The organism is Flavobacterium sp. 1355, assembly GCF_017833415.1.
Classification (GTDB): Bacteria; Bacteroidota; Bacteroidia; order Flavobacteriales; family Flavobacteriaceae; genus Flavobacterium.
The window spans coordinates 23,464-49,516 of sequence record NZ_JAFICC010000005.1 but is presented as its reverse complement, the minus strand read 5'-3'; the positions used below and the strand labels follow the sequence as shown (position 1 = coordinate 49,516).

Genomic DNA, 26,053 nt, shown 5'->3' with positions numbered 1-26,053 from the left:
TGAATAACGGAATGGTTTTAAGCAAAGATCGAAACAAACTCTAAACTTTAATTAAAAAAATGAATAAAAATAAAAGCAAATAGCACTATTTGCTTTTAAACCAAAATGGAAGTTGGTGGAATGTCATAAAAAAAGAGCAAATATTACTATTTGCCCTTACTGCTCTATCTTTAAAAACACCAAAATTGTAGCATAAAATTCAGGTTTTTTTAAAAGTTTTTTTTGCATAGTCTGCAGAAGGCATGTAAACGTGCGATGATTGAGAATTATAGTTAATAAATGCAAACAACACATTATCAAAGATATAAAAAAAATAACACCAAAAATTAATTTACATTAGATTTTTTAATTGAACTGCGATCGGTTTGGGAATCTAAATATATTAAATTAAGATCAGCAAGAAATATAAGGGTCTCAAGTACTTTTGACTGACGTACGATTAATTCTGATCTGTTAACAATACCTTCTGTGCCAGCAGGAAATACGATCTGGGTAAGCTCTTCTAAACTGAAACTTTGGGAATCTTTTGCGGCAAGGGTGCTCAGTATTTTTAATTTTAAATCAACTGTTATTTCTGGCATATAAAAATTTTAACTGAAAGATATTACAATTATTATTTTTGACACAGAAAAATTTCATCTATTTTTTAAGTGCATTATTATTATTGAAAGTTCCCTAGAATCTGAAGAAAAATAGAACGATATTGGAAAACCTTTTTATATTACTTTATATGATTTTAATAAAATTTTTACAATAGAAAGAAAATACTTCCCGATGGACTGAAGTGGATAACTTTTTGCCACAAAAAGCCAAGACAGCCAGAAAGCTTTAAATCAAAATACAATTAGATTGAACATATAAAACAATAATTTCAAAGCCACAAAATGCATTAGTTAAAAAAACTAATAATTACTAAAAAGGCAGTTATTTTTATCAAAAATTACAATACCTTTGCTTTAGCTACCAAAATGAATTATAAAACAAAGAAATACAACTTGTAAACACCTAATAAACAGATATTTAAATGATTTGTAAATTCAAAAAATTGACGTTTTTATTTCGTGGCAACATCGTGGCACAATAGGTTTTAAAAAATTAAAAACGCAGGTTATATGCGGGTTCCGGGCTTAAAGTTCGAATCCTGCTCTCCCCACCAAAAAGGTAAAAGAAATAAAGGTCACTTTTTCAATCTTTTCAAAAACGCATAAAATGGTAAAACCTGCAAATCTTAGGATTTGCAGGTTTTTGCTTTTAAGGCATTTTTCAATTTATAAAAAACGCCCAAACTTACATTGGCAGAATCGATGCATAAACGCCCAATTCCAAATTATCTGGTTTTCTGTTTATCATTTCTGTAAAGGCTATAAATAACCAGGCCAGATATAATTTCAATGCAGCCCCCAGCTAATGCAGAGAGAAAACTCCCAGCCTGGATCCTGAAAAGAACATAGGCTGCTATCGCAAGCACAGCTCCAAATATCCAGTAAAGGCGAAGACCATAGATACTTGCAAAAGTTAGGTACCGCCCGCCAATTATCATCAGCATCCCCTGAAAAAACCATTGTGGATTAATTATCGACAGCCCGTAAGCCAGCACCACACACATAATCATCCATATCGTACCTTCCATGGCCAGTTTTCCAAGAGGGTTATCCTTGTGATGGCTTGCTTTAATCCCTATTAGTTTGCCAATTAAGGCGGCTGCCGGAAAGATGAGCATTCCTCCAATAATTAAGGCCCATATGCCTTTTTGTGATGAATCGTAATACACCATGAAGCTGGAAAGCACCCAAACCATACCAGAGACAAAAACACCGACAGAACCGTAGCCGTAGCCCTCTCTCATATCTTTCTGGGCATCGGGCATATTGCCAAAATTTAAATCTTTATCTGTCATAATTACATTGGATGATTCACTTTTTACCTGCGCGCTTATTTGGCCCGGATTTATGAAAGTTAGGTTTTACCAAGCGAATGTAAGGAATATATATACTACAAATCCTTTATTTTTTTTAGTAAAATGAGACCTTATTATGACCTCTGTTATTTTTTAGCACGATTCATACACTGATAATCAATAAATATGAAAAAGTTCATACGGATTTCAGGGATTGAAAAAAAGTAATATTATCCCATTTTTAATAAAGGAACCGCGCATGAGAAGTTTGTTGAACAATATACCTGCAAAGACTTTCTTAAACCTGACTTCTCCATAGTTCCTGATATAGATATCAGTAGGATCAAAATATTAAAAATTAATAAATCCAAAAAAGCATCTAATCGCAGGAGAACTCAAAACTACTTCTTTTTAGATGATCAGGGAGGTCCCGCAGCAGTTCTAGCCCCGATTGCTTCGCCAGTTCGCTGACGCTCGGGTGGTACATATAGCGGGAAGAGGTCATAAAAACAATATTAAACCTAAAAAACTGAGTGATCAGCATCGTCTATTGTATACAATATCATTTATCCGTCTCATTACCTAATAGCTATTTTATAAATGCAAATCATTATTCTGTAAAAAAAAGTATTACTATCCTTTTTACATTTGACAAAGAGCAAAGAACAACGCAAACCAGCACGGTTATACTGGCAAACATGCTCAGGACATTACTTTAAAGAAAAACGAAAGTAAAAATTTAATTTAAAAAAATAAATGATGAATTCAGCTACACCGGAAAATTACACTCAGGATGACAAGAATTTTCAAAATGCAAACACAGACCCACAAAACAGCGATCCAGACAGCAACCCATATGATTCAGAGAATCTTGACAATGAATCGGACAGTGAATCGAAAGATATAACCGAGAAGGATATTGAAGAGGATCTTATACATAATGATCCATCTGAAGGGTTTGAAACTGATATTGATACTCACAAGAGCGATGAGGATCAAAGTGCCCCCTTTGAAACCATTGAACCAGATCAGGACAATCCTGTTAACAGGGAATTCGAAATTGGGGAACTTGGCAATGAGGAGCTTAAAAAAGATGAACTCACCAGGGATGAGACAGGTCATGGTGCATCCCGCAATACTAAACCTTCACAGCGAAAATTTTAATGTGCTTAGATTGAGGTAATGTAATAGGATTAACCAAGCCAAGGTGAGCACATAATGCCAATAAATTTCTTAACCATGCAGAATATTAGGGTTCATGGAAGTATTTTCTTCCTTCTAAAAAAATTTGTCACAAAAGAATTATCTGCTTATTCATGGGATATCCTGAATGAGCAGGCGGGCACAAGTTCGTTATCTTTTTCCATTACTGAGAATTATCCAATAGAAACAATGAATTTGTTATTGGAAAATGCATCAGAGATGACAGGATTATCAAAGCATCTGCTTATGGAGCAATTTGGCAGCTATTTAGTTAATGATCTTTTCGCACTATATAAAGATTATATCAGGCCTGAATGGAGAACTTTTGAAATAATTTTGCACACCGAATCCGTTATGCATGGTGCGGTTCGCAAATTAAACAGCACTGCAAATCCACCCATTTTAAATGTTTTTCAGGTAAATGAAAAGTTGCTTATTATCGATTATTTTTCTAAACGAAAAATGGCCTCCCTTGCCATTGGAATTATCAGGGGCATTTCAGAATATTACGGAGAAGCTGATAAAATTAAAATTACACCTATGACAAATTCGGATGATGAAAGGGTACAAATCCGCCTTGCTTTTTTGTAAATACACATCCAAATCGGCTTATCGGCTCCCATGTATAAGCGCATAAATCTTGTCGAAAGTTTTTCCAGGCTTCGCAATTTCGTCCCGAAACTTCTATTTGGATTATAATCCAAAAGTATATTCAAAGATCATCAATGTAGCATTTGCTGATTTCAGTTATAATTGCTACTTAAAAGAGAGCCAACGAGAGTAATAACAAATAGATTACCACTATCACATTCGTCATAAATCCAAATAACGGTTTTTGGCTAATTAAAAAAAGAATATCCTGTTTTATTGCTACTGAAACCGAAGAAGTTAAATAATAAATTTGTTTTCAGTTTTTTATGCAGTGTTCAAATTCTAACTGCTAAGAGGGATATTGTATTTAAACAATTTAAGTTATAGAGACAAAACGGGTTATCAAAATAACCCGCCTATTATTTAAACTGCCTAATTTAAATAATTAATAAAAAAACGCTAGGTAATCAACACTGTTCTGTATTTGTTGATGTTTTTCAAAACAATACCTGTTCCTCTTACCACAGCCCGTAAAGGATCTTCTGCTATATAAACCGGAAGATCTGTTTTCATTGATATTCTTTTATCAAGGCCACGCAGCATTGCTCCCCCTCCTGCCAGGTACAGACCTGTATTGTAAATATCTGCAGCTAATTCTGGTGGTGTTAAGGAAAGCGTTACCATGATTGCGTCTTCAATTCTTAATATGGATTTATCCAAAGCCCTTGCGATCTCTCTGAAAGTAATTTGGACTTCTTTCGGTTTTCCGGTAAGCAAATCCCTTCCACGTACCAATAAGTCATTAGGTGGAAATTCCAGTTCTTCCATGGCAGCACCTACATCTATTTTAATCTGTTCGGCGGTAGCTTCACCAATATATAAATTATGATGTGTTCGCATATAATACAAGATGTCATTGGTAAAAACATCTCCGGCAATTTTTATAGATTTATCACAAATTATTCCACCCAAAGCAATTACCGCAATTTCTGTCGTTCCACCTCCAATGTCAACAATAATATGTCCTTGCGGCTGCATCACATCTAAACCAATTCCAATTGCTGCTGCCATAGGTTCGTGAACTAAAAACACTTCTTTTCCATTTACTCTTTCACAGGATTCTTTTACCGCTCTCATTTCTACTTCGGTGATACCACTCGGAATACAGACTACCATTCGCAGTGCGGGTGTGAAAAAATTCTTCTTTAACTCAGGTATGTTTTTTATAAACCAGCTAATCATTTTCTCTGATGCATCAAAATCTGCAATTACCCCATCTTTAAGAGGCCGGATAGTCCTAATATTCTCGTGTGTCTTCCCTTGCATTAGACTAGCTTCTTTACCTACGGCAATAATTTTCCCATTTCTAATATCCCTGGCCACAATAGACGGACTGTCTACGACAATTTTTCCATCGTAAATGATCAAAGTATTAGCTGTTCCTAAATCCATAGCTATTTCCACTGTCATAAAATCAAATAACCCCATAATATAGTTTTGTTTCTATAACCAACGCTTTAGTTCCTTCTTTATTCTCTGTCACGAGGACTCCTGTATATATTTAACTTAGATTTTAGATAAAAGTTCGATACTTAAAATAATTTCTTGTTAAAATAAGTTCGCGCTGCTTTTTACTTATAAAAAAAATAAAAGCCTTCACAATTGTGAAGGCTTTCAAAAAAATAAACAAACTGAAACACAAATTCAAAGTGATCCTAAACACAAAATCACTCTAATTATCTTTTTAGCTTTTTTAATACTTTCTCCGGATAGTCTGTAATAATTCCGTCAACCTGCAATGCAAGGATCCGATCAATATCGGCATCTTCATTCACAGTCCATGGAATAATTTTCATTTTCAAAGTGCGAAGCGCATCGACCTGTTTTTTGTCCAAAAGTTTATAGTTTGGGCTATAAATTTGGGGTACGAAGTCAAGCTTTGCGAGGTTTTCTGTCAAATTGCCTTCACCTACAAGAAAAGCTATGGTGGTTTTAGAATATTTTTTATGCAGCACATTTAAAAGCTCAGGATCAAAAGACTGTATATTCATCCTTTTTTCAATTCTCTTATCCTGAATTATTTTCATAACCATTGCAGAAAACACGTCGGGCTGTGGCTGCCGGATACCATAATCTGCCTTTTCTGATTTGATTTCTATATTGTACCTAACAGTTTTTAAATTATTTATTTTGATGTATTGTTCCACACTATCAATTACCTCTGAAAGCAATGGTTTATACGTTTTTATTTTTTGTTGACTTGGAAAACCAGCATTTCCTCGCGAACCGCTGTCAAATTTTTTAATGCTGTCGTACGTCATTTCGTATAGATTATAGCTGTGTTCTTTTTCTTTTGAAATAGGATTTCCATCATAATCTGACATATATTGAGCGGACATAAAAGTCTCATGCGAAACCACAACCTTTTGATCTTTGGAAATCACCACATCAAGCTCGATGACAGCAACTCCTTTTTTTACGGCACTCAAAAAAGCCGGAATGGTATTCTCCGGAAAATTACCACGATCACCGCGATGTCCCTGCACCTCAACAAGATGTTTTTGTGGGGTCGTGCTTTTGGTTGCACATTGACAGGCCATTAGCACTACAGCACCAAGGAACAGGGCTTTTATTGTTTTTATCATTTGATTCTGAATTATTTTACTTTGTCTATTCGGTAATTGCTGTTGGCGGTGTGGGTTTTACCAAACATATCAGTAGCTTTTATTTCAATAGTGTGTTGTCCCAAAGCAAGATCAGACGGAATATTTCCTCTCCATACATGCGTACTTTTTTCAGGATCAGAGGAGCGTTTTCCTGGCATTAGTACTTCTGAAAGTTCCCACTCGTAAACCAATTCTACATACGACGGATCTTCTGCCTGAACATAATCCATTTCTTTCCATTCTCCCTGATCCACCCGGTACACGACTTTATCTTTTTTACTTCCCATGAAAAAATTCACAAACACGCCCGATTTGGTACGTTTGCCTTTGGCCACCACTTTTGGAGTGAACACCTTCATTTGATAATCCTGAGGTTTTCCAGCTGTTTTATAATCTACCGTATATTGGTTTCCTTTAAAATTAATAAACGCATATCCTTTTGGTGTTCCGTCTCTCATTACTGAAATCGGAATTCCTTTCTCATCCAGTTTTCCGGAGTACCAGTCGCCTGAAGTTGTTCCGATATTATAATGATGATGCGGTTTCTCTTGTAACCAGCCATCCTTTTGGTCTAAAAAATCCTGACGCTGCATATGGGTGTGCGCCGAAAGTGATAAGGTGTTTGGAAAATCCTTCAGCAATTCAAATAACTTTTGACGGTCACTATCCCTGAAAGAATCATCTTTAGGATCCGGTTCACTAATCGGAATATGAAAAGCCATTACAATCAGGTTATCTTTAGGTACGGTTTTAAGATCATTTTCGATGAATTGCATTTGTTCCGGAGTAAATCCGCCCCAGTACCCCTCATTATCCCTTGGATCTGGATATAATACATCATCAAGAATTATAAAATGGACTTTGCCATAATTGAAAGCGTAATTTGCAGGGCCAAAATGCGCTTCGTAAGTTTCGTCAGCCAGATTATCAGCTTTGGCATCAAAATTCAGGTCGTGGTTTCCTAAAAGATTGTACCACGGAATCCCGATTTTTTTGACTGCCTGAATATACGGATTGAATAAACTAAGGTCATTCCCAACCAAATCTCCCATACTTAATCCAAACGGAATATTCTTAATCCCTTCAACCTCAGAAACAATTCCTCTGGTAAAATAATCAACCTCTTCCAGATTATAAGGCTGAGGATCTCCAAAAATAAGTGCTGTAAAATCAGCGGTCTCTTTTTGTGTAATCAATCCAAAATCAACCGATTCCGGAAGCTTTCCTGTTGGAGCTACCCCTTCAAACTTACTTTTAGGTGACCCTTCTGGTTTGTAATTGTAAAAAAACTGTGGAAGATTGTCCTTGTTAACCACTATTTTATAGCCCGATGGTTTGATTACAGCGATAATGGCGTCGTTTTTTACAGGAAGTACATAGTTTCCTTTTTTATCCGTTAACACTACTTCCTGTCCATTGGTTACTGCAACATTTGCAATCCCTTTTTCGTTTTTATCCTTTTTTCCGTTTTGATTTAAATCTTCAAATACGATTCCTTTTGCATGTGTTTGTGCGCTTAAAACTCCGCAAAACAAAAGTGCGCCTGTTATAATTATCTTTTTCATTTTTGTTTTTTTTATTTGTCCCACCAAACTTTAGTATTGATATTATCTCCGCCAACCATTTCAATTGCTTCCATATAGTGTTCGGTATTTTTTATCTGTTGATTGTCAGGATAAGTAAATCTTGAAGGCATGATTCCTCCATTAAGCATTGCCGTTGTAGTAGGCAAAACCGGAAGTCCTGTTCTGCGGTATTCAAACCACTGTTGATAATCGGTAAAATATAATGCATAATATTTTTGAAGCATGATTCGCTCTAATGTACCATTGTACTGCGCCTGTACATTATCAAAATAATTTGCCGGTGCAACGGCTTTCACCTGCTCAATGGCCGACTTAACTCCTTTTACATAATGTCCGGCAGCATCGGCAACATAACCTCGCTGTGCCATTTCTGCTTTGATAAATTCTACTTCAGCATAAGTCAAGATAAAAATCTGCATTGGGTTTTGTGCCTGTATACTTAAAAGTGTTGACGCATTGTACTTAAACTGTGAATCTGAGCCCGCATAGGCACTTGTAATTCCTTTATAACCAATCGGCGCATTGGTACCAAGAGCTGTAGCGCCTGTAGCAATTACTGCTCTTCTGGGATCTTCAAGAACATTCAGGTTATCGATAAAAAACGACGCCATTTTTATATTAAGGTTAAAATCCTGAGGTCTTCCCCATGGAGACATGTTCGGAGAAACACCTGTTACTTTTAAAATCGCGCCCTCAGCCGTAGCTGTAAAGACCGGATAAATTTCCGGGTGCTCAATCATATACGTCAGTTTTTCAAAAGCTTTCGTTTCGGTACGGTTTGAAACTCTTAATAACAATCGCATTCTTAATGAATTGGTGAATTTCTTCCAGCTCGCCACTTTATTCTGAAACAAAATATCTTCTGCATAAATCATGGGTTTACTCACATCATACAGCGTGTTGGCTCTTTCCAAATCTGCAAGCAGGGTTTCATAAATGAATTCCTGTTTGTCATATCTCGGGTACAGGATTCCATCTTCGCCACGCGTAGCCTCTGTCATTGGAACAGGACCGAAAAGATCCGTGAGATTAGCGTACACCAAAGCATTTAGTGTAAGCGCTATTGCCTCATAATTACCATCTTTGGCTTTAACCGAAGCCATACGCATCTCCCTGATATTATTAAGCCATTTGTAATAATTATTCCATGCTGAATTTCCAATGTTATTGCTGACATCATAACGATGTAATCCGCCGGTAATACTCGGAAAATTTAGCGATACCTGCATTAAATTGAAGGTAACATCAACGCTTTGCAGAGCATTTTGAGAAGCAATTCCGTAAATTATCGGATTCAGTAATGTCCCCGGACTTACCTCCGTTATCAAATTAGGATTTTCATTAAGCTCTTCAAAACCTTCTGTACACGAAATACTCAGACCTGTAAGCAATAGTAGTATTGCTGTTATTTTTATTTTTTTCATTGTCTTATTATAAAGTCAAACTTAAATTAAAACCATAAGTAGCTGGTGAAGGCATTTGTCCTGTCTCTACACCAGGCAAAATAGTATCTCCGTTTAATGCCGCCGTTTCGGGATCATAGATTGGAAAATCTGAAATCACAGCTAAATCTCTTGCGAAAACAGAAAACTGAACCGATTGCAGGCCTGTATTTTTAAGCCATTTTTTCGGCATGGCATATTGAAGGCTAATTTCACGCAGTTTCGCATAAGAAGCATCAAAAGAATTCGATTCAATATTGGCTCTCCTGTAGTAACGAACATACCAGTCTGCCGTAGCCACTTTCTTTGTGTTTGGCGAATAAGTTCCATCTGCATTCTGAATCACACCGTCTCCAATGATGAAGCCTTCTGCTCTTCCTATTTCAGTAGAATTCAATTTACCCTGCTCCGCAAGTTTGTGGTGCGTCATTGAATACAGCATCCCGCCATATTGCCCGTCAATCGTTACATTCATGGTGAAGTTTCCAATATTAAAAGTATTGGTTAAACCCGCTTTCCAATCCGGACTAGCATCTCCAATATATTGTATTTGCTCCGGATAAGCCGGAAGTCCTGCATTGTCATAAACAATCTGTCCGTCTGGTGATCTTACGAAACCAAAACCATAAATGGCACTTGTAGTCCCTCCTACTTTTGCAATGATCGAAGCTGTTCCTCCTGAACCAATAATCTGCTGTCCGTCGATTCCTTCTGCCAGTTCCATTACTTTATTCCAATTGCGAGACCAGTTTACGCTGGCATTCCATTTGAAATTTTTATGGTCTATAAATTTCCCACCAAGCACAAGCTCGATACCACGATTCCTCACTTCGCCTCCGTTTAATACAGCGCCGCTATAACCCGTTGAAAAATCCATCGGAATATCAATAATTTGATTTTTTGTGCTGCTCTCATAAACCGTTGCGTCAAGGGTCAGGCGATTCTGAAGCATTCTGATTTCGAAACCTGTTTCAAAACTGGTGGTAATTTCCGGTTTAAAATGATCATTATATAAAACGGTTAAAGTCTGGGCCGAACTTGGAAATGCACTTTGCCCATAATACTTTTGCGTTTTATAAGGTTCGGTATCATTACCAACCTGCGCATACGAAAATCTATATTTTAAATAATCAATCGCTTTTGGCATAGCCGCCATTTCTGAAATGATTAAACTGGTATTGACAGACGGATAAAAAAATGAATTGTTTTCTACCGGCAATGTACTGGTCCAGTCATTTCTTCCTGTAACATCTACAAAAAGTATTTCGCCATAAGAAAAGGAAACTAATCCATAAAGACTGTTCATTTTTTTATAAGCATCACCTAAAGTTAAAATCGGTGCGCTTGATCCGTTTGAAAGTTTATAAACTCCAGGAACTACTAAACCTGTTACTTCGGCCTCTGTTCTTCTGTATTTATAACTCATGGCATTTCCTCCGGCTGAAGCTGCCAGAGCGAATTTGCTTCCGAAATTCTTTTTATACGAAAGTAAAAAGTCCGTATTCATTTCCTGTTTGTATACATCCTGTCTTTCATAAAAACCTTTTGCATATCGGTTGATACTATAAGGTCTTTTTTGTTCTCTCGTCTGATTGTAGGTATTCAAAGCTGAACGAACCATTAAATCCAGATTGGATGATAATTTGATATTGGCAAAAATATTCCCCACGATCTGATCACTGTTTAGCGTATTGGTAGCTTCATAAGCGATCAAATAAGGATTGTCAATAAAAGAACTGAAAGGATGCAACTGCTGAATTTGTTCTTTTCCCTTCTCCCAAATCGGACGATACCAATCCAGGTCAATGTTGGGTTGTTGGAAAATCATGAAATAAGCAATAGAACCATTGTTATATCCTGTAGAAGGCAGATTATCACTATTTCTTGTATTATAGTTTACCGTAGTTCCCAATTTGATTTTATCCGACACCTGATAATTGGCATTGATAGCAGCTGTTACCCTGTCAAAACCCGTGTTAGGCATAATCCATTCGTTTTTCTGACGGCCTAATGAAAGACGCATCGATCCTTTATCATCGCCTCCCTGTATAGAAATGTTGTTATTTAAAGTTATTCCGGTATTCCAGAAATCCTTCCGATTGTCCTTATAAGCTACCCACGGAACCCTGTCTGCTGATTGCCCTTCGACTGAAGGATCATATTGATAGAAATTTTGTCCGGTGAAAGCAGGTCCCCAAGCACTGCTGGTTCCACTGGTACTTGTTCCGTCGACAGAATTGCCATAAGAATAATACTGGTTTCCCTGGGCATCACGCGAATTTCCTGTTCCCTGCCCGTACCTGTATTGATAATCCGGCCATCGCTGAACTTTATCAAAAGCAGCACTGGTACTATATGAAATTCCAAGCCCTTTGTTTTTCTTACCTGATTTTGTGGTCAGGATCAATGCACCATTGGCAGCACGGCTTCCGTAAAGCGCCGTTGCACCGGCACCTTTCAGTACTGTTACACTTTCAATATCATCAAGGTTAAGATCAGAGATTCCGTTACCATAATCAATTGGCGAATCTTCTCCCATATAGGCGCTCGATGAACCAGAAGTTGTCATTTCTGCATTTACCGGTACTCCGTCTACCACTATAAGTGCATAATTTCCTTTTGGGCTTAGCGATCTGTTTCCTCTCAAGGTAATCTGCTGTGAGTTAATGGGTCCTGAACCTGCAGAAGTGATGCTCAATCCTGCCACTTTTCCTTTTAAGGCAGACGACCAGTTATTCGATCTGGCCTGAGACAGACTTTCTGATTTGATCGTTTGTTGCGAAAATCCAAGACGTTTTTCTTCTCTTTTTATTCCTAAAGCCGTTACCACAACCTCATTTAACTCACTTGTACTCACTTTCATGGTAATGGTAAGGAAAGAATTACTCACTGTAACATCTTGTGAAAGATATCCCAGATAAGAAACCGTAAGAACGGCTGAGGAACCTGACACTGCAAAGTTGAAATTTCCTTCCATGTCCGTCAAAGTACTGGTGTTTGTGCCTTTTTCAAGAACAGTAGCGCCCGGAATTGGAAAACCGCTTTCATCAAGAACTTTACCGCGTACGTTCATTTGCACGCGCGCGTTTTTGGTTACAATAATAGTATTGTTAATTTTTTTGAAAGAAAATCCGGTTCTTTCTGAGATTTTTAAAAGGATGTTATCAAGGCTTTCCTTTTCAGCAAAAATCGTGATGCGCTGAGAAGTTCCCGATATTTTTTCATCAAAAACAAAAGTGAATGCTGTTTTTTGTTCAATCACTTTAAAAAATTCTGTAATTGTGGCATCCTTCAGATTTAAGCTGATTTGGCTTTCTTTTTTCGAATTTGTAATGGCAAATGCCGGAAGGGTCAAAAAGATTGTTATCAGTATATAAAGATTTTTCATCTTCATATAGTTATTGAAAAAAAATTGTAGTTTCGTGTTCATTACTATTGGGCTATAAATTTCTATTTGTAGTCTTTTTTTTAATGCCCGTTTCCGTTGCACCGGAAGCGGGTTTATTGTTTACTCTTGAGATGTCTTTCTTCTTATAACAATTTGGTTTTGGGTTATGTAAATTATTTTTAGCTGTTTCAAAAAGGCAATACTTTCCAGTACATTTTCTAATTTTTCATCTTTAAACTTTCCGGAAATAGTCAATTTTTTGATTTCCTGATCTTCAAATGTGATGTCGACATTGTACCAGTTCTCAATAATTTTTGCGGTTTCAGAAAGCGTTGTATTTTTAAGAATAATGGTATTGCTGGCCCAGGCTATTCCATCTGAACTATCATCTGCTGAGATATGAAAATTAGCATTGCGCTTTAGATCAGCTTGTTGGTTTTTAACAATAACCACTTTGTTTCCTGAAGCAGAACTGACTTCAACTTTTCCGGTAAGGACACTTACTTTGGTCGATCTGTGTTTATAGGAGTTGATATCAAATGAAGTACCCAGTACTCTGACTTTTACATCATGCGTTTGTACTATAAAAGGTCTTTTAATATCTCGAAAAACCTTAAAATACGCCTCTCCGCTAAGTTTTATATTTCGGGTGTCCCCAAATTTTTCCGGATAGGTAATACTACTGTTGGAGTTCAGGACTACCACACTTCCATCCTGCAGCAAAACTTCTTTCTTTTCTCCTTTATGGGCAATCTGAATGATCTCTTTTGGCGTCAGGGTAAATTTGATAACTGAAAAAGAAACTGCCAATGCAACAATCAAAATCGCGGCGATTCTTAGGGCTTTATTAAATCTGAATTTTGCAGATTGTTTTTTGGTTTGTAATTCATGGACTATTTTTCCAAGAATAATATCTCCTTTTACATCAGGCAATTGCTGCAAACCGATTGTTGAATTATCCTGCATCTTATCAAAAAAGGCTTCAACTGCCGTTTTTTCTTCCGGTGTGCAAGTACCGTCTGTGTATTTTTTTGCCAGTAGCAAAAGGGTTTCTTTTTTCAAAATGAGTGCTTTTATAGATAAGTCACCAATTTTGATTAAGACAAGTAGTCGAAAAAGCAGGCTTAACGTTTTCTTAAAACAGTACTTTTTTAGTTAACATAAAGAAGAGTTGTCCAGTAAAAAAGCAGGGCATAATGATGTCCTTTATCACGTAATTGTTTTAAGGCATTACTGATATGTTTTTCAACGGTATGAATTGAAAGATTTAATTTTTCTGCAATTTCAGCATTCGAAAATTGCTCCATTCGGCTTAGTAAAAAAACTTCCCGGCACTTTGGTGTCAATTGACTGATTTGGTTCATGATACCTTTCTCGAATTCAATGTATTCGATATGATCCACCGTATGGTTCGGCTCCGAAATGGTTTCCAGCACTTCGATATGCTCGCGGTCAAATTTTAAGCTTCTGATGTGATTGGCAATTTTGTATTTTACAGCCCTGAAAAGGTAGGCTTCGAGATTGAGAATGACTGTATTTCCTGAGTTCTTCCACAGACTGATAAAAATTTCCTGAACGATGTCTTCACAGATTTCTTCGTCCTTATAAATCTTAAAAGCATAAGTATACAACTTCTTCCAATATCGATCGAAAATAATTGCAAATGCATCATGGTTTTCCTTAAAAATCAATTTCTGGAGTTCCTCATCAGACATTTGCAAAAAATAATTTTTCATATTGCTTTAAAAACACAAATGAAAACTAACACACAAAGAATACCTAAAAAGTAGATTTATCTTTATGTTAAATTAATGGATTACAAAAATTCAAATTAGATCTCCCTTATCTTTAAACAATAATTCTACTATTAAGTTAGCATTACTTCTACAGGTGACCCTGACGGCGCCATATTATAGATAACCTTGCCTATACATTGCCACAAGTATTTTGAAAAATAGAATCGCGGAAAAAACAAGGCCTGCCGAATTTAGGTTCGAAACTTTATAAAATTTACCTGTATGGAATAATACAAATCCAAAAACGTTAAAAAAATATTTTTCGGTTTTATTCATAAAAAATGATCATTAACTTAGTTAATTATTCAAGTTAACTAAAATTATTTATGGAAAGTATTGTAATAATAAATGCCCGACAAAATAATCTTAAAAACATATCATTAAATATTCCTAAACACAAAATTACCGTTTTTACTGGTGTATCAGGTTCTGGAAAATCCTCTCTTGTTTTTGAAACCATAGGAGCCGAAGCCCAACGACAGATTAATGAAACACAAAATAGTTTTATACGTAATAGATTGCAGCATTTTGGGATTCCTGATGTCGATAAAATAGAAAATCTGAATGTTCCAATTATCATCAACCAAAAAAGATTGGGCGGAAATGCTCGATCTACAATGGGTACAGCAACGGATATATATGCATCATTACGGCTACTTTTTTCGCGCATTGGCGAACCATTTGTTGGATATTCGAATGTGTTTTCATTCAATAATCCACAAGGAATGTGCCCAAATTGTGAAGGATTGGGTTTTATACAAAGTGTAAATATTAATGTGCTGATAGATAAAAATAAATCATTAAATGAAGGTGCTATAAAATTCCCAACCTTTCAGCCAGGTGGCTGGCGCTTAACAAGGTATACCCTATCAGGTTATTTTGATAATGATAAAAAACTGAAAGATTACACTAATCAGGAATGGGAAACATTACTTTATGCAACAGAACACAAACCTAAAAAACCAAGTAAGGAATGGGGGAAAACTGTAAACTACGAAGGCGTGGTTCCCAGAATTGAAAAAGCATTTTTAAAAAAGGATTCAAAAGAAAATCTGACACGGAAAAAAGATCTTCAGGAGATTATCAGAACCAAAGAATGTCCGGTGTGTAATGGTAAAAGATTAAATAATAAAATTCTGTCGTGCAAAATAAATGATAAGAATATTGCTGACTGCACAGCGCTTTCAGTGGATGAACTTCTTGATTTTATTTGCCGGATAAAAACTAAATCTTATGAAGTTATATTAAATGAACTTACAAAAAAATTAGAAAACATCATAAACATTGGGTTGCAGTATTTAACCCTAGACAGGCGAACAGACACACTTTCGGGAGGAGAGTCACAACGAATAAAAATGGTTAGAAACCTGGGCAACAGTTTGGTCGATTTACTTTACGTGTTTGATGAGCCAAGTATTGGACTTCATCCAAAAGATTTACAAAATATTTCTTCGATAATTCAGCAAATCAGGGATAAAGGAAACACTGTTTTAATTGTAGAGCATGATCCTGATTTGATTAAGATTGCAGATTGGATAATTGATATGGGGCCCGGATCGGGAAAAAATGGCGGAGAAATCATTTTTGAAGGCACTTTTGAAGATCTCAAAAAATCAGAAGGGAAAACAGGATTGTATTTTGCCAGAATACCTGTTATGAACAATAACCCAAAAATTGCCCAGGGATATTTGGAAATTAAGAATGCTACTATGCATAATCTTAATGATGTTAGTGTTAAAATTCCAAAACATGTAATGACAGTAGTAACAGGAATTGCAGGTTCGGGGAAAAGTACACTAATCGGTAAAGTGATTCCTGATTTATATAAAAATGTAACCGTAATAGACCAATCTTTATTTACAGCAAGTTTCAGATCAAATTTACTGACTTATCTGGGTCTGTCTGACACAGTAAGAAAATTGTTTGCAAAAGCTAATAACGTTTCAGATAAATTATTTAGCAGTAATAGTGAAGGTGGCTGCAAAAACTGTAAAGGATCCGGAATTGAGAGAATTGATTTAGCTTTTATGGATGATATAGAGCAAATTTGCGAAGTTTGTAATGGCTCTGGATTTGAACCAAAAGTGTTGCAATATTCTTATAATAAAAAAAATATTGTCGATGTAATGAATATGACTATTACAGAAGCTTATCTCTTTTTTAATGATAAATCATTCACCGAACATTTCGATGTTTTAATCGAACTTGGCTTAGACTATTTAACCTTAGGCCAACGATTGAGCAGCTTTTCGGGTGGTGAAAGGCAACGTTTAAAACTAACGAAAGAGTTAAATAATGCAAATAAAGTTCTTATTTTAGACGAACCAACTACCGGATTGCATCCAAGTGATACACAGAAACTACTTTTATTTTGCGATAAATTACTGCAAAAAAACAACACCTTAATTATTGTAGAACATAATCTGGATGTTATTGCTCAGGCAGATTGGATTATTGACATTGGACCTGGTGCAGGAAAATATGGAGGGAATATTATTTTTGAAGGAACAGTTGAAGAACTCCTTAAAAATAAAAAATCCTTTACTGCAAAATACATTAAAAAACATTTGAGATTATAAAAAGGACATTTTACCTGTTTATTTGAGACATTAATAAATCCATTCCCCTTTTCTTGAATAAAAGGTCACTTTTTCAATCTTTTCAAAAACCCATAATGGTAAAAAAAGTTAAGGCGGATTTAAGTATGAAGAGGAAGTGAAAAGGACAAAGATTAACGAAATCTATCATAGTTTCAAAAGCAAAAGGCATACTAAATGCTATGTTTTTTTGTATTTAAAAAGACCAAACAATTAAAGTAAGCACACAATTTTCTGTAATTTGTCTTTTTCTAAAACTCTTTAGCAACTTAAAATCCTTACATTTACCCGCTGGCTAATCAAATTTCGCTGTATAATTAATCAATTTAGCAGTGTCAGGTCAATTAATTTTAAGCAGTCAAGATGGAAAAACATACTGTAACAGTAGCATCGTTACCTTTAGATGGTCATACACTATCGAATATTCAAATTAAGAAAGCCAATTTGTTACCAGATCTGCAATCGCGGCTGGATTCTATGGAAATGAAAGAAAAACCGCTAATGGATTCTGCCATTCCTTACAGGGACCTTACAGATACAGCGAGTAAAAAAGAAAGTATTGCCAGAATAATCGATAAACTGGACGTTGAAACGAGTCTTAGATATCAAAGAACTGTAGAAGACACTTATTGCAATGTATACTCTTATGATTATTGCTATTTCGCTAAAGTATATGTCCCAACCGTTTGGTGGACTCCCGAATCCCTGGAAAAAATTATACAGGGACAAGATGTAGACGCTGTTTTTGGACAAACCGTAGACCGCATCTATTCTAGTGCCATACACGACTGGTTTTTAGAATGGGGACAAAATTTTGGATGGGAAAGAATGTTTACAGCTGAAGAAATCCAGCAGAAGGTTAATGCCCATGGCGGAATTGGAATAATCTGCGCCAAGAGAAGAGAAAAAGGTCTCTCCGGACACATTGTTCCCGTGGTTCCTGAAACAGAACTGCATAAAGCGTACCGCGAAAATGGCGTTGTTGTATATCCGCTGCAGTCACAGGCAGGAAAACTGAATTACAATTACTTTTCGGAGGTGAGAAAAGACTGGTGGAATGATGATTTGTATTCCTCTTATGTATTTTATTATCACGAATAAAAAACGCAATTCGCTATATCGTTAAACATTTAAAAAAATATTGATTATCAACGAGATAACTACTTGTAAATACGATAATAAAAAACTACTTTTGCAACTTAGAAAAAACAAGAGCAGCAAAAGTTGTGATTTAGCCGTTCCCTTGCTTAAATTATTGATACAAAGCGATTAATACACTGGTAATTTTATAATCCTATTACAAAAATTTACTCCTTTATTTGATCTTTCCTTCGATAAAAGTGCGAAATATCTAAAATACAAATTCCTATATTTTAAAAGTAAACAAAAAACTTTTTATAATGGAGGCAATAATGTGCTTAATCCGTTATAGGTTTCCTGTCACTTATATACACGGATTTGTACCTTCAAATGAAATAATGCTTTAAAAATTATAATTAACCTTAAGAAAGAAAGTAAGTATAAATGAAAGACAATCAGACAAAAAAATATTATTGGGGAATAGGACTGGAAAACGAAACCTACATGCAGTTTGAAGAACCTCTAATAGTTTCTGGTGAATTTATACAAGAAAAAATTGGTTTTGAGAAATATAGTATTGATTATAGAAAATGCTATAAACCCGAAAGCCTGGCTCCTATGCTGAAAAAAGCTTTTAATCTGACTGAAAGCTATAAAGTAAGCCGAATGATGAACAGTCATTCGCTGGAAAAGCTCGATATCAATTATCAGCACAAGACATTATCGCCAGTAAAAACATTAATTGATACGCAAGCTGGTGAGACGATCGCAGAACCGATTGAAAATCCGGAATATCTAGGCAAATCGATTATGGAACTTTTCCTTGAAGACCAGCCATACAACATTCAGAGTATGATTACCCAGAGAAACAAAACGATGGGATCTGTGCATTTTGACGGTGATTCCATTGAATTTGTAACCAAATATTTTGAAAACAGAACAATTACTGATTCCTGCAAAGAATTGAAAGCGACCAAAAAACTGTTTTTGGATAAAATCAACGAATCGTCTGTGGTAAACGGGAAATTAAATTTTCCGGATTACAACAACGGCCTTAATATGTTTATGACCAATCAGGAAAACCTGGTTTTGTTCAATAACGGAACTTACCATTTTCATATTACCTTACCGACATTAACAGAAGACAGCAGAATTGTGGATTACAATGATTTTGAAAAAACACATAGCAACGCTATTTACTTATTACAGTGGTTTGAGCCTTTTTTCATATCCACGCTCGGAAGCCCTGATATTATGGGCGTGATCAGTGATAAATACAGTTTAGACAAAAAATTTACTTTGGGCTCCATGCGAAATGCCATGTCCCGTTACATAGGTGTTGGAACTTATAACAAATCAATGCCAAAAGGTAAAATTCTAACCTATAAGGTAGACAATTTTAGAAAACTGCTGAAATTTGCAAAAGAAGAAAACATCTGGTGGCGCGATCAGATTGAAGCCGACATGGAATATGAAATGCTTTCGGAAGTGGGGCTTGATTTTAATCAGGAAAAAATGTACCAGAGCGGTTTCGAATTCAGAAGCTTTGACGAATTTCCGGCGGAGTATTTAAATGATGTTCTTTTTTCTATTATTCTAATTTGCGAACATTCCCTGAACCTGCCTGATGTGCAATGGGGACATGATAGCAAAGTCTGGAATAACCTGGTCTTTAAAACCTTAAAAATGGGTTATGCCACTGAAATCAATGAAGAAGAAAAGACAGAGCTTTTAAATTTACTGCAGCTGTTAAATCCTTCAGATTCTAATTACGGTACTCTAAAATCAGAATTTGAAGCCATCATCATGCTGGATGAATTTTTCTTTAAAATTTTGGCTGTTTTACATGACAAATACAAGGACAACAACATTTGCCTGGATGCAATGTACGGACAAAAAACAAGTACCGCTCCAAAATGGGATAACTTTAATAAATACCAGACTGAAAGGCATTTAAAGCAAATTGGTTCGTTCTGCGATAATTAAAAAAAGTATATTCTAAATACAAATGGTTGCAAATTCTGGTAAAAGTGACCAACTCAAATGTCGTGTATATAAAGAATATCTAATATAAATTTAAGCTGTAAAAATTGTTTTTAAAAAGCCCTCGGTATCTTCTATTTTTACAGGTAAAGTGTTTATTTAAAAAAAATGCTGAACTTTTGAATTTTCAGCATTTTCCGTTAACCAAAACAAACAAAATATGAAGTCTTTATATTGACATCATAGAGCCAGAATAATTTCTTTCAACTGTATATCTGTTGTAAAAAATCATTGACCTGCGAAGGCTTTCTTCCCAGAATTTTTTCCATGTGCGGGCTTTCGCTTTCCAGTTCTCCAATTCGAGCTGCCTGCGCAAAGCCCGCGAGCATTTTTATCAGCATTCTTGGTGCACCTTTCTTTACGGCTGCATTTATGAATGCTTTTGGATCGGGACTCAGATAGGTAATATTGTGTCCTTTTATTTCAGAAATTTTCTGGGCAATTTCTGTGAAGGAAATACTGCTGCCCGATATCTCATAAACCTTATTTTTATGACCCTGCGATGTCAAAATAACCGCTGCGGTTTCTGCCATCTCGCTTCGGAGCGTGAAAGCAATTTTACCCTGCCCTGCCGGCAGGAAAATACCGTCTTCTACAACTTTTTCACCTAGAAATTCAGGAAGCATATCCATATACAAAGCATTTCTTATAATTGTAAAATTCATACCGCTGTTCATAATAGCTATTTCTGTCGCCAAATGTGATTTTATAATAAAATAAATAGGCGAATCCCGATCGTCACTTTTGTGCTGCTGACTGGTATAGTAAATATGCTTTACCCCGGCATTCTTGGCTGCTTTGACAACCAGCTTGTGCTGTGTGGCACGGTTCCTTAAGTCACTTCCGGAAACAAAAAGAAGTTTGTCTATACCTGCAAATGCTGTGAGCAAAGAATCATAATCTTCATAATCTCCAAAAACAACATTAATGCCTAAAGATTGCAATTCTGATGCCTTGGTTTTGTTCCTTACCATTGCATAAATGTTTCTTTTCTCTAATCCATTATGGAGTAAGGCTTTCACCACCCCTTTTCCAAAATGTCCGTTTGCACCGGTTACCAATATCTTGTCCATTTTTAAACTGAATTTGTAAAAGTTAAAATGCGATAAAAACTGCATTTTACCGCATTTGAAATAACTTAAATTACTTAACGATATAGTTTTTTATATCCATTTCTGCCAGCCTGAAATAGCCAAAAGCGTAGTTCTTGCTGTCGGTCTGATTGACAATATTACCACGAACTGCACTTGGTACGGTTGGAAAAGGGCTGCCATCATTACCAGAAGCCACAATTAATTTGAACATGTAATTGTAATAGCTTTTTGAAATCCCATACAGTCTTATGTCTATCTGGTCCCCAGGTTTTAAATCTTCAGAAGAATAGGACTCCTGCATTACGTTACCATTAGTATGCTCATCATCTTCTACTTCAAGCTCGGGAAAAGGTGTGTATGGCTGGGTAATACTGTTTAGATAAGCATTTGCCTGACCTGCATCATCGTGATAGTAAAATGTTATTTCAATTTCATCACCGGTATCACCTCCCTTGTCGTTCTGCTCAATATTATCTTCAAGTTCAGGCACAGCTGTCAATGTTTCCGAAGCAGTATAGGTCTGCCCATTCAAAACAATTTTTAAGTTATAGGTCTGGCCTATAACAGGAAGGAAATTACTGCAGACATATTGTCCTGTTCCGGGAGTTTCTACAAATTCAAAGACCGTATTTGATGCGTTTGTTACAGTAACTACCGCTCCGGAAACGGTCGGGAATTCTGCACTGTAATATCCTGTTGTAGTCGACAAGACAATCTTTTGTTCATTGCCCGGCGTATTTTTTACCCAGTCTATAGACGCATCGATAACCAGTCTTGGTGCTGCTGTATCGAGATCCACATTAATAACGTCTTCACATCCTGTCAAAAGCAGTCCTGCGGATAGTATGAGAATTTTTTGTAATAGTTTCATTTTATATCTTTTTAAAAGTCTGTTATTTATTTTTTAAAATTTGAAGTTGTAGCTTACACTCGGAACAATACCAAAAATGGATATTCTTCTTGTCTCGCTTGCTCCTGTATCTTCATTTTGTCTGAAACTGTAAGATGCTGCATTGCTTCTGCTGTAAAGATTGTAGATACTGAAATTCCATTCACCCTGCCATCCGTTTTTCTTGTCGGGTTTAGGAGTATAGGTTGCAGATACATCTAAATGGTGGTATGCAGATAAGGAATCGTCATTTCTTGTTCCGTAACTCGAAACAGTAATACCCTGATATTGGTATTTTCCATTAGGAAACGTTGCTGCTTTTCCGCTCTGGAAAGTAAAAATACCTCCAAATGTCCATTTGGGATTGAAAGCATAGGCACCGGTAACAGATAAATTATGAAGTTTGTCATAATTTGCCCTGTACCATTTCCCGTCATTTATGCCCGGCTCATCTGCACTCCTGCCTGGTGTTCTTTGTTCTGCTTTAGAAATAGTATAGGAAACCCAGCCCGTCAGCTTTCCTGTATTTTTTTTGAACATCATTTCCAAGCCATACGATCTTGCCTCTCCGTTTAAAAGCACTCTTTCTACAGCATCAATTCCAAGTAAATCTGCGCCGTCAATATAATCTGCCTTGTTTTTTACTTTTTTATAGAAAGTTTCAGCTTCCAGGGAATATTTATCGTCTTTAAAATTGTGAAAGTACCCCAATGCTACCTGGTCTAAAATTTCTGGCTTAAGGTATTGGTCACTAGGCGCCCAGATATCAAGCGGAGTTGCAGAAGCAGTATTTGAAATTAAATGCACATATTGGCTCATTCTATTGTAGCTGGCCTTGATGGATTGGTCATTGTTTAGCGAATAAGCAACGGCTAGTCTTGGCTCCAGATTGTCAAAACTTGCTATCTTTTTGTTTTTCTTATTGTTTATTGTTCCTGTTGGATCAGCCTCTTCGTAGATCTGGAACTGCTGATTGAAAACAACCGGCTGATTATTGGCATAGGTGTACACTTCCTGAGGGCCTAATCTTTGAAAATTACTGTAGCGAAGTCCATAATTCAGTGATAATTTTTCAGAAAGGTTTTGTTCGGCACTGATGTATACCGCATTCTCAAAAGCATATTTTTTGGCCAGCTGGTCCGGATTGATAGCTGAAGTATCTCCATACGGCCTGATTGTTCCAGGATTAAAGCTGTAGTAAATTGAATTTAGGCCATAATTTAAAGTCAGGTTGTTTGAAAAATAATGTTTAAAGTCATATTTAAAATTATAATTTTTCACATCTGATTTCCAGTTAAGCCCCACGGTTTTTACTTTAATCTGATAGTCGTAATCACTGTAAATGGCAGATGCATTAGAGAAAATCTTATCTGAAAATATATGGTTCCACCTTACGTTAAAAAGTTTATTACCGTAGGTGTTTATAAAACTGTTATTAAAATCAATGTTATCGTTACCAAAGTATCCTGATACAAAAACATTATTTCTATCATTGAATTTGTAATTGAACTTGGTGTTCAAATCGTAGAAAAAGGCGGAACTTGGTTCATCTGCCAGTTTCATAAAAAGATGTGCGTAAGATCCTCTCCCCGCAACCACAAAAGAACTTTTTTCTTTAACGATAGGGCCTTCAACAAGCAGTCGGCTTGAGACTAATCCAATACCCCCGTTGACATGAAACTCTTTATTGTTTCCTTCTTTTTGATAAATATCCAGAACTGAGGATATACGTCCTCCAAAATTAGCGGGAATACCGCCTTTGTAAAGCTTTAAATCTTTGATTACATCGGAGTTAAAAACAGAAAAGAATCCGAATAAATGCGAGGTATTGTAAACAACGGCTTCATCAAGCAGCACCAGATTTCCATCGACAGAACCTCCCCTGACATTAAAGCCGGACGCGCCTTCCTGCGCATTCGTAACCCCGGGAAGCTGTAATATAGATTTCAAGACATCCACTTCGCCCAAAACGGCCGGCATCTTTTTTATCGTGGCGATAGAGAGTTTATTGGTACTCATTTCAGGCTTTCGGATGTTTGCTTTTGTTGTATTGCTTTTAATTACAACTTCATCCAGTGTTTTACTAACTTCTGTCATCCCAAAGTTCATTTTTGTGTTTTCGGTCAGCGTAATAGTTTCTTCGATATTATTAAAACCCATGTAACTTATGATAATATTGTAAGTACCTTTTGGCAGCGTCATGGTATAAAATCCGTAAGAATTAGTTGTAATGCCTACTTTAGCTTCCGGAACGTAAATGTTTACACCAATTAATGTTTCGTTACTGGATTCATTGGCTATTGTGCCGCTAAGAGTAATTTTTTCCTGCGAATATGTATTTACTACAAAGGCAAAAAAGAGTAATAGAAAGGGTTGGATTCTGCTTTTCATTTATTAAAATTTAGGATTAAATGTTACATTTCCCAGCTAAAGTATATTTTTGCTGAACCTGCTTATTTTATATATACAAAATGCGTTACTTTATATATTAAAGCAGCTTTTTCATATAGTAAAAAAAATGCACACTAAGATTTCAGCGAAAGAAGCGCGATTTTTTAGGCAAAAATTTCTAATTGAACTATCCTTTTTTTTGACTTTATATTATTATTTAGGCTCATAGAAAAGGTTTACTATCTTTAAATCTTATTTTGGTATATAAAAAATGTGCTTTTGTATAGTAAAATTTTGTATTCTCTGCATATTGCTACATTTGCTTGAAATCTAAAATAGGCTCATGAATAAAACTTTACACAGAAAAACTACGGATACCAATTGGATGCTTCAGTTTTTCATTTCAGAAAAATTTCGGTTTCATCGTCATTTGCTGCTAATAGCATTTAGTATTGTTGTTTTGTACTACAGTCCGCCCGACTATGTACAACCTTTCGAGACCTATAATCGAATAGTTGTTTTTTTTCAGATAATTTTATTGGTCTACAGTAATATGTATTTTTTTGTACCTAAATTTTTATTGAGAAAAAAATACCTTAATTATAGTCTTTCAGTGCTTTCAGGCATAATCCTCGCGTATATCATACATCAGATCGCTTCTTATTATTTCAAACCTGATCTACTGCCCTACCAGGATGACGATATTAACTTTTTTACCTATTCCTTTATGATCATGGTGCTTATTATAGCATCGGCAGCAATTAAATTATTCCAGCAATGGATATCTGACGCCCAGCTGATTCATGATCTGGAACTGGCAAAAGCTGGTGCCGAACTCGAACAGCTCAAAAATCAGATCAATCCGCATTTCCTTTTTAATATGCTCAATAATGCCAATGTCTTAATTGAAGATGATCCTAAAAAAGCTTCGCAGGTTTTGGTAAAGCTGAGCGACCTGCTTCGCTATCAGCTTTATGACAGCTCCAGAGATAAAGTTTTATTAACCTCAGAAATCCATTTTTTAGAAGATTTTTTAAACCTGGAAAAAGTCAGAAGGGATAATTTTAATTTTTTAATATCCAAAGAAGGCGAATTGAGCGGTGTCCAGGTTCCTCCCTTGTTATTTATTTCATTTGTAGAAAATGCCGTAAAGCATAATAATGACTCTGCGAAATCATCCTACGTAAATTTATTCTTCGATGTTCGCCGTACTGAACTTTTTTTCAAATGTATAAACTCAAAACCCGCTGTAAAAGCAATTAGTAAACCAGGTGGATTAGGTATGGCCAATATTCAAAGAAGATTGGAACTCCTGTTCCCTTCGACACATGATTTGAAAATAGAAGACAATTTGGAAAACTACTGTGTTACCTTAACCTTAAAATTATAA

At 35.9% G+C, this 26,053-nt stretch carries 18 protein-coding genes; 6 read left to right on the top strand and 12 right to left on the bottom strand.

The window, feature by feature from the left end:
• Window positions 1-326: 326 nt before the first annotated feature.
• Together JOD96_RS07500 and JOD96_RS07495 are read right to left on the bottom strand one after the other, a co-directional pair.
• Window positions 327-581, bottom strand: coding sequence for a hypothetical protein (locus JOD96_RS07500; protein ID WP_209563662.1), 255 nt, complete (start codon window positions 579-581; stop codon window positions 327-329).
• Between the two features lie 746 nt (window positions 582-1,327).
• Entirely contained in the window at window positions 1,328-1,897 is a 570-nt protein-coding gene (locus JOD96_RS07495; RefSeq protein WP_209563661.1) for a DUF7010 family protein, read from the bottom strand.
• 756 nt (window positions 1,898-2,653) lie between these two features.
• Between JOD96_RS07495 and JOD96_RS07490 the strand changes: the two genes are divergently transcribed.
• Window positions 2,654-3,061, top strand: coding sequence for a hypothetical protein (locus tag JOD96_RS07490; RefSeq protein WP_209563660.1), 408 nt, complete (start codon window positions 2,654-2,656; stop codon window positions 3,059-3,061).
• Between the two features lie 75 nt (window positions 3,062-3,136).
• Window positions 3,137-3,691 (top strand): heme NO-binding domain-containing protein, encoded by a 555-nt coding sequence (locus JOD96_RS07485; RefSeq protein ID WP_209563659.1) that lies wholly within the window; start codon window positions 3,137-3,139, stop codon window positions 3,689-3,691.
• A 459-nt stretch (window positions 3,692-4,150) separates the two neighbouring features.
• On the opposite strand, the gene JOD96_RS07480 is transcribed toward JOD96_RS07485, so the two are convergent.
• The 7 genes from JOD96_RS07480 to JOD96_RS07450 all read right to left on the bottom strand — a co-directional run bounded on the left by JOD96_RS07480 (window position 4,151) and on the right by JOD96_RS07450 (window position 14,509).
• The gene (locus JOD96_RS07480) at window positions 4,151-5,179 is read right to left on the bottom strand and encodes a rod shape-determining protein (RefSeq protein ID WP_209563658.1); all 1,029 of its coding nucleotides are present in this window, start codon (window positions 5,177-5,179) and stop codon (window positions 4,151-4,153) included.
• Between the two features lie 248 nt (window positions 5,180-5,427).
• Window positions 5,428-6,336 (bottom strand): glycerophosphodiester phosphodiesterase family protein, encoded by a 909-nt coding sequence (locus JOD96_RS07475; protein WP_245188366.1) that lies wholly within the window; start codon window positions 6,334-6,336, stop codon window positions 5,428-5,430.
• A gap of 11 nt (window positions 6,337-6,347) precedes the next feature.
• Window positions 6,348-7,922, bottom strand: coding sequence for a calcineurin-like phosphoesterase C-terminal domain-containing protein (locus tag JOD96_RS07470; RefSeq protein WP_209563657.1), 1,575 nt, complete (start codon window positions 7,920-7,922; stop codon window positions 6,348-6,350).
• An 11-nt stretch (window positions 7,923-7,933) separates the two neighbouring features.
• The gene (locus tag JOD96_RS07465) at window positions 7,934-9,367 is read right to left on the bottom strand and encodes a SusD/RagB family nutrient-binding outer membrane lipoprotein (RefSeq protein ID WP_209563656.1); all 1,434 of its coding nucleotides are present in this window, start codon (window positions 9,365-9,367) and stop codon (window positions 7,934-7,936) included.
• A gap of 7 nt (window positions 9,368-9,374) precedes the next feature.
• Window positions 9,375-12,773, bottom strand: a complete 3,399-nt coding sequence (locus JOD96_RS07460) for a SusC/RagA family TonB-linked outer membrane protein (RefSeq protein WP_245188365.1) — start codon at window positions 12,771-12,773, stop codon at window positions 9,375-9,377.
• Window positions 12,774-12,893: 120 nt separating this feature from the next.
• Window positions 12,894-13,835, bottom strand: a complete 942-nt coding sequence (locus tag JOD96_RS07455; RefSeq protein WP_209563654.1) for a FecR family protein — start codon at window positions 13,833-13,835, stop codon at window positions 12,894-12,896.
• Window positions 13,836-13,924: 89 nt separating this feature from the next.
• On the bottom strand, window positions 13,925-14,509 hold the full coding sequence (locus tag JOD96_RS07450; protein WP_209563653.1) for an RNA polymerase sigma factor: 585 nt from the start codon (window positions 14,507-14,509) through the stop codon (window positions 13,925-13,927).
• Window positions 14,510-14,895: 386 nt separating this feature from the next.
• On the opposite strand from JOD96_RS07450, the gene JOD96_RS07445 reads away from it, so the two are divergent.
• The 3 genes from JOD96_RS07445 to JOD96_RS07435 all read left to right on the top strand — a co-directional run bounded on the left by JOD96_RS07445 (window position 14,896) and on the right by JOD96_RS07435 (window position 20,232).
• Complete coding sequence (locus JOD96_RS07445; protein WP_209563652.1) at window positions 14,896-17,148, top strand: ATP-binding cassette domain-containing protein; 2,253 nt, start codon at window positions 14,896-14,898, stop codon at window positions 17,146-17,148.
• 381 nt (window positions 17,149-17,529) lie between these two features.
• Window positions 17,530-18,267, top strand: coding sequence for a hypothetical protein (locus tag JOD96_RS07440; protein ID WP_209563651.1), 738 nt, complete (start codon window positions 17,530-17,532; stop codon window positions 18,265-18,267).
• A gap of 423 nt (window positions 18,268-18,690) precedes the next feature.
• On the top strand, window positions 18,691-20,232 hold the full coding sequence (locus JOD96_RS07435) for a hypothetical protein (protein ID WP_209563650.1): 1,542 nt from the start codon (window positions 18,691-18,693) through the stop codon (window positions 20,230-20,232).
• 260 nt (window positions 20,233-20,492) lie between these two features.
• Here the strand turns inward: JOD96_RS07435 and JOD96_RS07430 are convergent, their stop codons facing one another.
• The 3 genes from JOD96_RS07430 to JOD96_RS07420 all read right to left on the bottom strand — a co-directional run bounded on the left by JOD96_RS07430 (window position 20,493) and on the right by JOD96_RS07420 (window position 24,663).
• A complete protein-coding gene (locus tag JOD96_RS07430) occupies window positions 20,493-21,362 on the bottom strand; it encodes an SDR family oxidoreductase (protein ID WP_209563649.1) in 870 nt (289 codons plus the stop codon).
• 70 nt (window positions 21,363-21,432) lie between these two features.
• A complete protein-coding gene (locus tag JOD96_RS07425) occupies window positions 21,433-22,254 on the bottom strand; it encodes a DUF4249 domain-containing protein (protein ID WP_209563648.1) in 822 nt (273 codons plus the stop codon).
• Window positions 22,255-22,287: 33 nt separating this feature from the next.
• Window positions 22,288-24,663: a TonB-dependent receptor gene (locus tag JOD96_RS07420; protein WP_209563647.1), complete on the bottom strand. Its 2,376-nt coding sequence runs from the start codon at window positions 24,661-24,663 to the stop codon at window positions 22,288-22,290.
• Window positions 24,664-25,006: 343 nt separating this feature from the next.
• On the opposite strand from JOD96_RS07420, the gene JOD96_RS07415 reads away from it, so the two are divergent.
• The gene (locus JOD96_RS07415) at window positions 25,007-26,053 is read left to right on the top strand and encodes a sensor histidine kinase (protein ID WP_209563646.1); all 1,047 of its coding nucleotides are present in this window, start codon (window positions 25,007-25,009) and stop codon (window positions 26,051-26,053) included.

Bases quoted from the DNA above. Each gene is read 5' to 3' on its own strand.
- JOD96_RS07500 (WP_209563662.1), bottom strand. From the start codon at position 581: ATGCCAGAAATAACAGTTGATTTAAAATTAAAAATACTGAGCACCCTT.
- JOD96_RS07495 (WP_209563661.1), bottom strand. From the start codon at position 1,897: ATGACAGATAAAGATTTAAATTTTGGCAATATGCCCGATGCCCAGAAA.
- JOD96_RS07490 (WP_209563660.1), top strand. From the start codon at position 2,654: ATGATGAATTCAGCTACACCGGAAAATTACACTCAGGATGACAAGAAT.
- JOD96_RS07485 (WP_209563659.1), top strand. From the start codon at position 3,137: ATGCAGAATATTAGGGTTCATGGAAGTATTTTCTTCCTTCTAAAAAAA.
- JOD96_RS07480 (WP_209563658.1), bottom strand. From the start codon at position 5,179: ATGGGGTTATTTGATTTTATGACAGTGGAAATAGCTATGGATTTAGGA.
- JOD96_RS07475 (WP_245188366.1), bottom strand. From the start codon at position 6,336: ATGATAAAAACAATAAAAGCCCTGTTCCTTGGTGCTGTAGTGCTAATG.
- JOD96_RS07470 (WP_209563657.1), bottom strand. From the start codon at position 7,922: ATGAAAAAGATAATTATAACAGGCGCACTTTTGTTTTGCGGAGTTTTA.
- JOD96_RS07465 (WP_209563656.1), bottom strand. From the start codon at position 9,367: ATGAAAAAAATAAAAATAACAGCAATACTACTATTGCTTACAGGTCTG.
- JOD96_RS07460 (WP_245188365.1), bottom strand. From the start codon at position 12,773: ATGAAAAATCTTTATATACTGATAACAATCTTTTTGACCCTTCCGGCA.
- JOD96_RS07450 (WP_209563653.1), bottom strand. From the start codon at position 14,509: ATGAAAAATTATTTTTTGCAAATGTCTGATGAGGAACTCCAGAAATTG.
- JOD96_RS07445 (WP_209563652.1), top strand. From the start codon at position 14,896: ATGGAAAGTATTGTAATAATAAATGCCCGACAAAATAATCTTAAAAAC.
- JOD96_RS07440 (WP_209563651.1), top strand. From the start codon at position 17,530: ATGGAAAAACATACTGTAACAGTAGCATCGTTACCTTTAGATGGTCAT.
- JOD96_RS07435 (WP_209563650.1), top strand. From the start codon at position 18,691: ATGAAAGACAATCAGACAAAAAAATATTATTGGGGAATAGGACTGGAA.
- JOD96_RS07430 (WP_209563649.1), bottom strand. From the start codon at position 21,362: ATGGACAAGATATTGGTAACCGGTGCAAACGGACATTTTGGAAAAGGG.
- JOD96_RS07425 (WP_209563648.1), bottom strand. From the start codon at position 22,254: ATGAAACTATTACAAAAAATTCTCATACTATCCGCAGGACTGCTTTTG.
- JOD96_RS07420 (WP_209563647.1), bottom strand. From the start codon at position 24,663: ATGAAAAGCAGAATCCAACCCTTTCTATTACTCTTTTTTGCCTTTGTA.
- JOD96_RS07415 (WP_209563646.1), top strand. From the start codon at position 25,007: ATGAATAAAACTTTACACAGAAAAACTACGGATACCAATTGGATGCTT.